The organism is Azoarcus taiwanensis (genome assembly GCF_012910885.1).
GTDB classification, from domain to species: domain Bacteria; phylum Pseudomonadota; class Gammaproteobacteria; order Burkholderiales; family Rhodocyclaceae; genus Azoarcus_F; species Azoarcus_F taiwanensis.
In genome coordinates this window covers 16,562-28,076 of the sequence record NZ_WTVM01000048.1, presented here as the reverse complement: position 1 = coordinate 28,076, position 11,515 = coordinate 16,562, and the positions used below count along the sequence as shown (strand labels likewise).

The following is an 11,515-nucleotide window of genomic DNA, read 5'->3' as shown; positions in this document are numbered from 1 at the left end:
GAACATGGGTGGCCGCGATACAGCGGTCGTCGCCGAGCATCATGAGTGCAAAAAGGCGTTCCGAAAGCGCTTCGGCCGTGGCCAGCCGGCGTGCGATCAGTGGTGTCGCCGACGGATCGAGGACCACGAAGTCCGCCTCTTTTCCAGGTGCGAAGTTGCCGATTCGATCGTCGAGATAAAGGCTGCGCGCGCCGCCTAGCGTTGCCAGATAAAAGGCCTGCAGCGACCCGAGATCCTGGCCCTTGAGTTGCAGAACCTTATAGGCCTCGGCCAGGGTGCGGAGCATCGAGAAGCTGGTGCCGCCTCCGACGTCGGTGCCAATACCAACCCTTACACCTGCCTCGCGCGCAAGGGCGTAATCAAAAAGACCGGAGCCGAGAAACAGGTTGGAGGTGGGGCAGAAGCTCATCGCCGCGCCGGTTTCGGCCATGCGTCGGCGATCGGTCTCGTCGAGCCAGATACAGTGCGCGAACACGGCGCGCGGACCGAGCTGCCCGTAGCGCTCATAGACGTCGAGATAGCTTCTGGCTTGTGGGTAAAGTGCGGCGACCCAATCGACCTCGTCGCGGTTCTCGGCAGCATGGGATTGCAGGTGAAGCCCCGGGAAGCTGCGAAACAGCTCGCCGGCGAGCTGCATCTGCCGCGGGGTGGAGGTGGGTGCGAATCTTGGCGTAATCGCATAACCGAGGCGCTCGCGGCCATGCCAGCGATCGATTAGCGCGAGCGTGTCATGATGGGCCAGTTCAGTATCGTCGCGCAGCGTGGCCGGGCAGTTGCGATCCATCAGCACCTTGCCGGCGATCAACCGCATCCGTCTTTGCTGTGCGGCGTCGAACAGCTTGTCGACCGAAACCGGGTGCACGGTGGCGAACACCATTGCGGTGGTGGTGCCGTTGCGAAGCAGTTCCTCGCAGAAAAACGCCGCCACCTCGGCGGCATGGTCGCCATCGGCGAAGCGCGTTTCGGCGGGGAAGGTGTACTTCTCGAGCCAGCTCAGCAAGCCCTGTGCGTGGCTTGCGATGATGTCGGTCTGCGCGTAATGAACATGAGTGTCGACGAAACCAGGCAGCATCAGCTTTCCCCGATAGTCAACGATGGGGGTGTCAGCAGGCAGGTGGGGTGCGAGTTCGGTGAAGGGGCAGGCCTTCACGACCCGACCGTCGCGAACCAGGAGCAGGGCATCGGGAAGGTGTTCGACAGCGTTCGCACCCGTGCCCGCGCGCTCAGGATCGTCGAGAAAGTGCAGGAGCTCACCACGGAAGGCCTGCAGTTCGGAGGGGCGGGTGGGTAGCGACATGATTGGTTTGGTCGGTTCGGATAGCCGTCAGGCGGCACTCTTGCGGCTCATGGTCGACGTCTTACACAAGCTCGTCAAGCGGCACCGTAGCCTCGAGCCGATGAGTTGTTCACAACCGCGTGCGACGTGCTACACGCGTTGAATGGCGCGAATACGGCACTTTGGCGCGAATCGTCTAGGGGCCGCCAGCGCGAGCGGATCAGGCGCGCGCGGCGCCCTGAGTGGAGGCCTAGGGTCAAAGGCAAAATTTAACGCTCGACCCAAGTTGTCGAGCTCATCGGCCTCCGCATCGGATACGATGTCTCCGGGCCGAGCGGGCCCCGGATTTTTGGAAAGAACGTAATGCACGAAAAGCTGATCAGTGACGTCGAGTTCAACCATTTTCGTGAGTTGATGCGTCGTGCCGCTGGCGTCGATATTCCTCTCACGAAGAAGCAGATGGTCAGCGGCCGGCTGCACCGACGCCTTCGAGCGCGCGGCCTCGACAGTTTCGAAGCCTATTATCAACTCGTGGCAAGTGGCCGGGATCGCGACGAGTTCGAGCAGGTCATCGACTTATTGACCACACACGAAACCTATTTCTTCCGTGAGCCGAGGCATTTCAATGTATTGAAGGAACGTGTGTTGCCCACACTGCCGCGCGGGAGTAACCCGTTGCGTTTCTGGAGCGCTGCCTCGTCGACCGGAGAAGAGGCATACAGCCTTGCGATGGTGTTGATGGATAGTCTGGGCAGCACACGAGCCTGGGAGATCCTCGGCTCGGACATCAGCCTTGAAGTGATCGAGCGCGCCAAGACAGGCGCCTATTCAATGCTGCGTACGGAAGGCATTCCCCGAGAGTACTTCCAGCGCTACTGCCAGCGCGTTCCCGGTGAGAAGGGGGAAATGCTGCATGTTGCTCCCGAGGTGCGCCGTCGTGTGCGTTTCTCCAGGGTGAATCTCAACGAAAGCATGGGTTCGGTCGGCATGTTCGATGTCGTCTTTCTGCGCAACGCGCTCATCTATTTCGATCCTCCAAGCAAGAAGGCGATCGTGGAGCGGGTCTCCAGGCAGATGCACCCGGGGGGCTGGCTGTTCATCGGCCACTCCGAAAGCCTCAACGGCTTCGATCTGCCTTTCAAGCAGGAAATGCCCACGGTATATCGCAAGCTGTAACCACAGGCCAATGAATCGATCACGATCCCACTTGAGGGCACGCTGCGCATGCATGACCGGCTGATTGCGATCGGCACCTCGACTGGAGGCACTCAGGCACTCGAGGTCGTGCTTTCGGCGTTGCCGGTTGATTGCCCGGGCATTGTCGTGGTTCAGCACATGCCGGCTCGTTTTACGGCCTTGTTCGCGCAACGTTTGAATCAGCTGTGCCAACTTGAAGTGCTCGAGGCTCGCGACGGACAGGCAGTGGAACCAGGCCGTGTTCTCATTGCGCCGGGCGGGTATCAGATGTCGGTGCGACGCGCCGGCAACCGTTTCATAGTGGATGTGCGCGATGGCCCGCCAGTAAATCGTCATCGACCGTCGGTCGACGTGCTCTTCAGCTCGGTGGCCAAATGCGCCGGACGTAACGCGATCGGTGTCATCATGACCGGGATGGGAGACGACGGCGCGCGTGGCTTGCTGGAGATGCGCCTGGCCGGTGCGCGTACCATCGCACAGGACGAAGCAAGCTGCGTGGTTTTCGGCATGCCGCGCGAGGCGATCAAGCTGCAGGCAGTGGAGCAGGTGCTACCCCTTTCCCGCATCGCCGAAGCCATCAATCCGATCACCGGCCGTTTCGTCGGGCGCGTTTGACCCAGCTTGTCCGTGCAGTTGGCGTCCAATCAGCTTTGCTTCCTTTTGCCTCGATTCGTTGTCTTGGCGGGTGTCTTGATGGATTTCTTCGGTTTTGTGGCCGCAGTCTCGGTGCGCGGTTCAGCAAAATCCTGACGCACTCGGGCGTAATGGTTGAGCCGCGTCGTGATCAGCTGGTCCAGTCCGCGTGACTTGCCTTCGGTCCGCATCGGCATGCCAGTGAGCAGCGTCATCGCCTCATCGACGTGCCCGACCGCATAGACCTGGAACTGACCGTTCTTCACGGCGGAGACCAGATCCTCACGCAGCATCAGATGTCGCACATTACTGCGCGGCACGATGACTCCCTGATCGCCGTTCAAGCCTCGGGCACGACATAGATCGAAGAAGCCCTCGATCTTCTCATTCACCCCGCCTACAGCCTGTACGCCGCCATGCTGATTGACAGAACCGGTTACAGCGAGCGTCTGCCGAACCGGTATGCCGGCGAGAGCGGAGAGTAGGGCGCAGAGTTCGGCAAGAGAGGCGCTATCGCCCTCGACCGGGCCATAGGATTGCTCGAACACGACGCTGGCCGACAGGCAGGCGGGCATGTCTTGCGCGTAATGCGAAGCGAGGTAGGAGGACAGAATCATCACTCCTTTACTGTGGATGGCACCACCCAGCTCCGCCTTACGCTCAATATCGATGACGTCGCCGTTGCCTGGTCGAGCAGTGGCACTGATTCTGACCGGCCGGGCAAATCGGAAGTCGCCCAGGTCGACGACGGCAAGCCCATTGACCTGGCCGCAGACAGTACCCTCGGTATCGATCTGGATTGTCTCGGTCAGTACAGCGTCCTTCATGGTTTCACGCAGGCGATCTGCCCTGCGTATACGGGCGTCGATGGCAGCTTTGACATCATCTCGACAGACAGCGTCGGCTCCGCGCTGACGGGCGCAATGTGCGGCTTCGCTCATCAGATCCACGGTGCTTCGTGTGCGCAGTGACAGGCGCTCGATGTCTCCGGCTTCGCGCACGCTGAATTCAATCAGCCGTCCGACAGCATCGCGAGAGAAGGGCAGCAGCCGCTTCTCGCGTACCAGCGAGGCCACCATGCGTGCGAACAGGCGCTGATTGTCAGGGGTGCGCTCGAGTTCATCCTCAAAATCCGCAGCGACCTTGAACAACTCGTCGAACTCCGGATCCAGGGCTTTCAGCAAGTAATAATGGCGACGTTGTCCGAACAGTATGACTTTGAGGGACAGAGGGATCGGCTCGGGTTCGAGGGGCAGGGCGCTGGACCAACCGTAGGCCTGGGCGAGCGATTCCATGCAGATCTCGCCAGACTTCAAGGCGCGCTTGAGGCCATCCCAGGCAAAAGGCTGAACCAGCAATTTGTCGGCGTCCAGCAAAAGATAGCCACCGTTGGCCCGGTGCAGCGCGCCGGGTCGGATCATGGTGAAGTTGGTCACCATCATGCCCATCTGGGTGACATGATCCACTCGGCCGACGAGGTTGGGGTAGGTGGGGTTGCTCTCGAATACCACCGGCGCTGGACTTGCCGTTTCGTGCCCAACGAGCAGATTGATCTGATAGCGGACCGCCGGAATACCCGCTTCTTCACCGTTGCTGCTGGTGGCCTGTTCGCGCAACGCATCACCGGTGGTAACGACGTCTTCAAGTACTGCATCGAGAAACTGGCGAAGCTCGGCTTGCGCCGAATAGCGCTCCTTCAGTTCCTCGATCAGGTGGCTCACTGCGAGCGTCATCGTCTCGCGCCCGACCTCCCGCAGGCGCGCCTGCATTTCTCGGCGGTTGCGCGGTTGATCGTGGAGGATTTTCCGCAACTGCTCCCGCAATGCCTCGATCGCTTCGTCTATGCGTGATCGTTGTGCTTCTGGCAACGCGGCGTATTCGGCCTGATCCATGGTTTCCTTGCCCTTCATGGGCAGGAATACGAATCCTCTTGGCGTTCGCATGAAGGCGATGCCACGTGAAGATGCCTCTGCGCCCAGCGCCTGCAAGGCGCCTTCATCGCGTTCACGAAACTCCTCCTGAATCCGTTCGACGCAGCCGCGAAAATCCTCCGACTCGAATCCGGCGGTGAGCGCTGCGCCCAGCTCACTTGTGAAGGTCTGCATGTCACGCCGCAAACGCGCTCCCAAACCCGCGGGAAGACGCAGCGCGGCCGGGCGCGACTCATCCGCGAAGTTGTTCACGTAACACCAGTCGATCGCAGTCTCGCGTGACTGCGCATGTTCTTCGATCAGGCGGCGAACGATGCCGTGACGGTTGCTTCCGGGCGAGCCAAGCACGAACAGGTTGTAGCCGGGGTCTTCGACCCCGACCGCGAAACGCAGCGCCTCAACCGCGCGTGTCTGGCCGAAGATCTCGGTCTCGGGGGAAATCGTATCGGTGGTCTCGAAATCGAACACCGACAGGTCGCAGGGCGAAAACAACATCGCTGGGTCTAAGGGCTTCGGCTCAGACATCTGTTTCAGTCCTCTTTGCGTCTTTGGAACAAGGATGCGACGAACAGCGGCGCTTGTCATCCCCAGTCGTGGGAGTTCGAGTCCAGGGTGGTTGCAGCCGGTCTTTTAAAGAGGTCTAGAACAAGCATAATGTGTATTATGTCAACTACGAAATCAGAGTAACGGTCACTCAAACGCAGTGCTCGATCACGCGGCAAACCAAGGTCTCACCCGCTCAGTTCGCCGGCGCGTGTGATTGCCTGCTCAATCCGATCAACTGCAATCACTTGCATCCCCTCAGGCGCCTGTTTTGGCGCATTGGCCTTGGGTATGATCGCGACCTCGAAACCGAGCTTCGCGGCCTCCTTCAAACGCTCCTGACCGCGCGGCGCGGGTCGGATTTCGCCTGCCAGACCCACTTCACCAAATACTGCGAGCCGCCGCGGCAAGGGTCGAGACCGCAAGGACGACACGATGGCAAGCAGCACTGCCAGATCCGCCGCCGGCTCGGCGACCTTGACGCCGCCGACCGCGTTTACGAATACATCCTGGTCGAAGCAAACCACACCGGCGTGTCGGTGCAGCACTGCGAGCAACATCGCGAGCCGGTTCTGCTCGAGCCCGACCCCGAGCCTTCTTGGATTCGGGCTATGGGCGCTGTCCACCAGCGCCTGAATCTCGACCAGCAAGGGCCGTGTTCCCTCCTGTGTGATGAGCACGCAACTGCCGCTGACCTCCTGATCGTGTTGCGACAGAAAGATTGCCGAAGGATTGCTCACGCCGCGCAGACCGCGGTCAGTCATCGCGAACACGCCTAGCTCGTTGACCGCGCCAAAGCGGTTCTTGAAAGCGCGCACCAGTCTGAAACTCGAGTGACTGTCGCCCTCGAAATACAGCACGGTGTCGACGATGTGCTCCAGCACTCTCGGTCCGGCAAGCGCACCATCTTTCGTGACATGGCCGACCATGATCAGGGTGATACCGCTTTGTTTGGCCAGTCGTGTCAATTGGGCCGCGCATTCGCGTACCTGCGATACCGATCCGGGGGCTGACGACAGTGCTTCCGAGTACACCGTCTGGATCGAGTCGATCACGGCGATTCTCGGCTTCGCCTCCCGCAGCGTGGCGACGATGCGCTCCAGATTGATCTCGGGCAGCAATTGCAGCTCACCCGGATCGAGCTGCAGCCGACGGGCACGCAAGGCCACCTGCTCGCCCGATTCCTCGCCGCTGACATAGATTGCTGGATATTGCGTGGCGAGCACGCTCAAGGCCTGCAGCAACAAGGTGGACTTGCCAATCCCCGGATCACCGCCAATCAGGACCACCCCGCCGGCGACCAGGCCGCCGCCAAGCACCCGGTCGAACTCTGGAATGCCTGTCGGCACACGTGGTTCCTCACGGGCTTCCAGCTCGGACAGTGCAAGCAGTTTCCCTGTGTCTCCGGCGAGCGCAGCGAAACGGTTGCCATTGCCCGCCTCCACGACGGTCTCGCTCAAGGTGTTCCACGCCTTGCAGTGCGGGCACTGGCCCTGCCAGCGTGGCGCCTGCGCGCCGCATTCGGCGCAGACGTAGGTAGTGCGCGCTTTCGCCATCAATCTGCCACGCTTTCGTTGCTGGGGTCGATCTCCTCAGCCATCCGGCCAAGTACCTCGACGACGTGATCGGCAAAGGTGGCGATCAGACGGGATCGGAACTTGTCCTTGGGAATGATGACCTCGAGCGGGGTGTACAGGCGCGGTTCCAGGGGAATTGCCGCAAGACGTCCCTCACGAAGATCGCGCTGGATCGCAGCCCGTGAGGCGATCCCGTAGCCCAGGCCACAGGAGGCGAGGTACTTCACGGTAGCAAGGCTGCCAATTTCGGCGCAGATAATCAGCTGATCCATGCTGATACCAGCCGATTCGAAGAACTTTTCCGCTAGCTCCCTGATTGCATTGCCTGGATCCCGGGTGATGAACGGATAGCCCATCAAATCGATCGCTTCCAGCGAAGCTTCACCTGACAGCGGATGACCGGGCTGACAGATGACCATCAGCTCGTCGCGCGCAACCGTGCGGCGTTCGATCGCAGGTTGATCGGTGACGATCTCGATGAGACCGATGTCGAGCTCGCGCGCGGTCACCCTTGCCTCGGTCAACGCCGAATTTCCGACCACCACACGCGGTATCACGCGCGGATACTTGCGCTTGAACGGCTCGAGCAGGCGTGGCATCCAGTAGGCCGCGATTGTCGTGCTGGTGCCGATCGTGAGGGTGCCGGCCAGTTCATCGGTGAGTTCCGAGACCCGCGACTCGAGTTCCTCGGACATGTCGAGAATACGTTCGGCGTAGGCCATAACGATCTCTCCGGCCGGCGTCAGGCTGACCCGGCCATGACCGCGCTCGAGCAGGCGCGTGTTGAAATGCTCTTCCAGTTGCTTGATCTGAAAGGTCACGGCAGGCTGCGTCATGAACAAATGCTCGGCCGCACGGGTGAATGAGCCGTGTTTGGCGACGGCATGAAAAACCTGAAGTCGGCGATCCGCCATGTGAGTGTCTCCGGTAGCCCTCAAACTGCGGAAGAGGCTTTTCGATAAAGATCGTTTATAGGTGGCCATTTAAGCACAAGGTGACCGGCGTATGCGAGTGGAACCAAAAGGTGATCAGGAAGCTCGAGCGGCTTCGTGGTATAAACCGGGCTCGGTCAATCCTCCGGCGCCGCACGCACGATGCCGCTCGGTTTCTACATCATCATGGCGGCGCAGTTCTTCTCGGCTCTCGCCGACAATGCGCTACTCATCGTCTCCATCGCCCTGCTCCGCGAAATGGCGGCACCGGCCGAGCTCGAGCCGCTACTGAAGCTTTTCTTCACGTTGTCCTATGTGTTGCTCGCCGCCTTCGTCGGTGCCTTCGCGGATTCGATGCCGAAATGGCGCGTCATGCTGATCAGCAATACGATCAAGATCGGTGGTTGCCTGATGCTGCTACTGGGGAGCCATCCGTTGCTGGCTTACGCCGTGATCGGTTTGGGTGCGGCTGCCTACTCCCCAGCCAAGTACGGCATCCTCACCGAGTACCTTCCACATCGCCTGCTTGTCGTCGCCAACGGCTGGCTAGAGGGTTTGACCGTTGGCGCAATCATCCTCGGCACGGTGCTCGGTGGAATCCTGGTGCATCCGACGACAATCGCACGGATGGCGTCGCTCGGCTTTCCCGTGCTCGACAACGGTTTCCAGGTCACGATCGCCCTGATCGGTCTCTTCTATCTGTTTGCGGCTGCCTTCAACTTCTACATTCCGGACACCGGTGTGGATCACAAACCGTTGCACAAGAGTCCGCTCTATCTGTTGCGAGACTTCGGTCATTGTCTGTCACTACTGTGGCGCGACAGACTCGGCCAGATTTCGCTGGCAGTGACGACGCTCTTCTGGGGAGCCGGGGCGACGCTGCAGTTCATCGTAATCCGCTGGGCGGAACACAATCTCGGTTTTGATCTCAGCCAGGCCTCGATGCTTCAGGGGGTGGTGGCGATAGGCATCGGATTCGGTTCGGTAATGGCGGCAAGGCGCATCAGCCTGCGCAGCTCGGTTTCGGTGATTCCGCTCGGGATTGCGATGGGGCTCGTGGTGATGACAATGATTGCGGTAACCTCGGTGCCAGTGGCGATGCTGCTGATGGTTGCGGTCGGGGCACTTGCGGGATTCTTCGTAGTCCCGATGAACGCCCTGCTCCAGCATCGCGGACACATCCTGATGGGGGCGGGACATTCCATCGCAGTACAGAATTTCAACGAGAACCTGTCCATTCTGGTAATGACCGGCGTCTATGCAGTGCTGATCATGATGGACGTGTCGATCAATACCATCATCGTGCTGTTCGGCGTGCTGGTTGCCGCGACGATGGTGCTGGTCCGTCTGAGGCATCGCTACAACCAGCAGCAGCACGACGTGGAATCGCTACTCGACCAACACCTGCACTGAGGCTGGTCAGTGGTTGCCGTGTTCGCTGACAATGCGACGTGCGAGGCACAGATCTTCCCAGGCCTTTCCCTTGTCCGACGGATTGCGCAACAGGTAGGCCGGGTGGTAAGTGACCACCACCGGAATGCCCTCGTATGTAAAGGGCTTGCCGCGGACCGCGTTTATTCGCACTTCGGTTTCGAGCAGAGTCTGCGCAGCAGGTCTTCCGAGTGCGACCAGCACCTTGGGGCGGACGAGCTCGATCTGACGTCGGAGAAACGGGCGGCAGCTCTCGACCTCGTTGGTAGCAGGCGTGCGGTTCATCGGGGGGCGGCACTTCACAGCGTTTGCAATGTACACATCCTTGGCCCGCTCCAGGCTGAGCGCGGCAAGCATCGCGTCCAGTAACTTGCCGGCCGGGCCAACGAAGGGCTCTCCTCGGCGGTCCTCTTCAGAGCCGGGTCCCTCCCCGATGAACATCCAGGAAGCTTCGCGATCTCCGATGCCTGGGACCGCTTGCCGGCGCTGCTCATGCAACCGACAGTTCCGGCAGTCGCGAATCTCTGCCTCGAGCGCTTCCCAGTCGAGGAGATGGATGCGCGCATCGCGCTCCGGGTCGTTCTCAGCGATTGGTTCCCTGCGGGTTTGAGCCGGCGGTGGTTCGACCCCGCCGGGTGGTGACGGCGTGGGTGCGCGCTCGATCTGCCGTGGTGAAAGCGGTGCCGCTTCGGCTTCAACCGGTCCGGTGGCCTCGCGCTCGACTTCGACTGCGCAGCCGTCGTCCACAGCATCGGCCGAGTCAGCATCGCGAAGCCGCCATAGCGGACCGATCCGCAGTTCGCGAAGCAAGGCGACGCGCAGCGCTCTCACAGGCCGAGCCTCATCACGATCGCATCCTCGCGCTCTCCGTCAGCTGCCGGATAGTAACGCTTGCGGCGACCAATCGGGACGAAGCCATATGCGGTGTAGAGTCGCTTCGCGGCCTCGTTGGAAGGCCTGACTTCGAGGAACATCTGAGCGACGCCGCGTTTTCTGATCTCGTCGCAGAGCGCGTCGAGAAAAGTGCGCCCCAGGCCTTGCCCGTGACATTCGCGGACAATGCTGATGTTGAGGAGGTGTGCCTCATCAAGAACGGTCAACATCACGGCGTAGCCGACGTTTCGGCCATCCACGCAGATGATCCGCGCGATGTAGCCCGCCTCGAGTGCATCGCTGAAGTTTCCCATCGTCCATGGGAACGGATGCAGTACCCGTTCCTGCCCCTCGACCCAGGCCAGATCGTCGATATTCATCGCTCGCAAAGCGACGCCAGCGTTCACGCGCGCCCTCCACGCTCGCGCCTTTCCTCGGTGGTGAGTGCGACCTTGTTGCGCACGTAGAGAGGTGCCGCATGCTCGGGCTGGATCGCTGCGCCGTGGGCGACACGTACGGCGGCGAGGCGTCCGATGTCGCTTGCTCGAACACGCGCATACGGCAGTCCGATCTGCAACCCGGTACCACCCCTTTCGGCCAATGTCTCACGATGAACGAGAAAAGCCGAGCCGACGCCAAACCATCCACGCCTGTGCGGCGGAAGCTCAAATTCCTGGGGCGGAATGCACGCTATCGCCCCGCATAACGCCGGCGCACCGTCTAGCATTTCGTACGCAGCGGTGTAGATCTCGCCCATGCGCGCGTCAGTCGCGACCAACACCGCGTCCCCCTCACCCTGAAGGCTGAGCGCCTCGAGACTGCACACGCCGACGACGCCCAGACCGGCTCCCATGGCCAGCCCTTGGGCGGCAGCACAAGCAAGACGCAGACCGGTGAACGCACCGGGACCGGCACCGAATGCAATTCCGTCCAGCTGATGCAGACCGATGGCCGAGTCGGCCAGCAGCTCGCGCACACTCGGGAGCAACTTCTCCGAGTGGTTCGCGTGTCCTTCCAGAGTGCGTTCGGTGATTTCGTCGTTGCAGATCAGCGCGATACTCGCGTGCTCACTCGACGTTTCGATAGCGAGAATTCTCATGGCGCCGACATTCTACCGTCACC

Annotated in this window: 9 protein-coding genes and 1 pseudogene; 3 read left to right on the top strand and 7 right to left on the bottom strand. The window is 61.0% G+C overall.

Annotated elements, in window-relative coordinates; all coding sequences use genetic code 11:
• A partial coding sequence (guaD, locus tag GPA21_RS09715; RefSeq protein ID WP_168988001.1) for a guanine deaminase occupies positions 1 to 1,297 on the bottom strand: 1,297 nt, incomplete at its 3' end.
• Between the two features lie 342 nt (positions 1,298 to 1,639).
• On the opposite strand from guaD, the gene GPA21_RS09710 reads away from it, so the two are divergent.
• Together GPA21_RS09710 and GPA21_RS09705 are read left to right on the top strand one after the other, a co-directional pair.
• Positions 1,640 to 2,452, top strand: a complete 813-nt coding sequence (locus tag GPA21_RS09710; RefSeq protein WP_168988000.1) for a CheR family methyltransferase — start codon at positions 1,640 to 1,642, stop codon at positions 2,450 to 2,452.
• Between the two features lie 54 nt (positions 2,453 to 2,506).
• Positions 2,507 to 3,088: pseudogene (locus GPA21_RS09705) on the top strand (chemotaxis protein CheB); the annotation flags it as partial.
• 29 nt (positions 3,089 to 3,117) lie between these two features.
• Here GPA21_RS09705 and GPA21_RS09700 read toward each other — a convergent pair.
• The 3 genes from GPA21_RS09700 to GPA21_RS09690 all read right to left on the bottom strand — a co-directional run bounded on the left by GPA21_RS09700 (position 3,118) and on the right by GPA21_RS09690 (position 8,071).
• A complete protein-coding gene (locus GPA21_RS09700; protein ID WP_168987998.1) occupies positions 3,118 to 5,562 on the bottom strand; it encodes a Lon protease family protein in 2,445 nt (814 codons plus the stop codon).
• A gap of 206 nt (positions 5,563 to 5,768) precedes the next feature.
• Entirely contained in the window at positions 5,769 to 7,136 is a 1,368-nt protein-coding gene (gene radA, locus GPA21_RS09695) for a DNA repair protein RadA (protein WP_168987997.1), read from the bottom strand.
• Positions 7,136 to 8,071, bottom strand: a complete 936-nt coding sequence (locus GPA21_RS09690; RefSeq protein WP_168987996.1) for a LysR family transcriptional regulator — start codon at positions 8,069 to 8,071, stop codon at positions 7,136 to 7,138. The genes radA and GPA21_RS09690 overlap by 1 nt, the downstream gene beginning before the upstream one ends.
• 180 nt (positions 8,072 to 8,251) lie before the next feature.
• Between GPA21_RS09690 and lplT the strand changes: the two genes are divergently transcribed.
• Entirely contained in the window at positions 8,252 to 9,502 is a 1,251-nt protein-coding gene (lplT, locus tag GPA21_RS09685) for a lysophospholipid transporter LplT (protein WP_168987995.1), read from the top strand.
• Between the two features lie 6 nt (positions 9,503 to 9,508).
• Here lplT and GPA21_RS09680 read toward each other — a convergent pair whose 3' ends face one another.
• The 3 genes from GPA21_RS09680 to tsaB are packed head-to-tail and all read right to left on the bottom strand — an operon-like array spanning position 9,509 to position 11,492.
• Entirely contained in the window at positions 9,509 to 10,351 is an 843-nt protein-coding gene (locus tag GPA21_RS09680) for a uracil-DNA glycosylase family protein (RefSeq protein ID WP_168987994.1), read from the bottom strand.
• The gene (rimI, locus tag GPA21_RS09675) at positions 10,348 to 10,800 is read right to left on the bottom strand and encodes a ribosomal protein S18-alanine N-acetyltransferase (protein WP_339379876.1); all 453 of its coding nucleotides are present in this window, start codon (positions 10,798 to 10,800) and stop codon (positions 10,348 to 10,350) included. The genes GPA21_RS09680 and rimI overlap by 4 nt, the downstream gene beginning before the upstream one ends.
• Entirely contained in the window at positions 10,797 to 11,492 is a 696-nt protein-coding gene (gene tsaB / locus GPA21_RS09670) for a tRNA (adenosine(37)-N6)-threonylcarbamoyltransferase complex dimerization subunit type 1 TsaB (protein WP_168987993.1), read from the bottom strand. The genes rimI and tsaB overlap by 4 nt, the downstream gene beginning before the upstream one ends.
• Positions 11,493 to 11,515: the final 23 nt, after the last annotated feature.

Bases quoted from the DNA above. Each gene is read 5' to 3' on its own strand.
- GPA21_RS09710 (WP_168988000.1), top strand. From the start codon at position 1,640: ATGCACGAAAAGCTGATCAGTGACGTCGAGTTCAACCATTTTCGTGAG.
- GPA21_RS09700 (WP_168987998.1), bottom strand. From the start codon at position 5,562: ATGTCTGAGCCGAAGCCCTTAGACCCAGCGATGTTGTTTTCGCCCTGC.
- radA (WP_168987997.1), bottom strand. From the start codon at position 7,136: ATGGCGAAAGCGCGCACTACCTACGTCTGCGCCGAATGCGGCGCGCAG.
- GPA21_RS09690 (WP_168987996.1), bottom strand. From the start codon at position 8,071: ATGGCGGATCGCCGACTTCAGGTTTTTCATGCCGTCGCCAAACACGGC.
- lplT (WP_168987995.1), top strand. From the start codon at position 8,252: ATGCCGCTCGGTTTCTACATCATCATGGCGGCGCAGTTCTTCTCGGCT.
- tsaB (WP_168987993.1), bottom strand. From the start codon at position 11,492: ATGAGAATTCTCGCTATCGAAACGTCGAGTGAGCACGCGAGTATCGCG.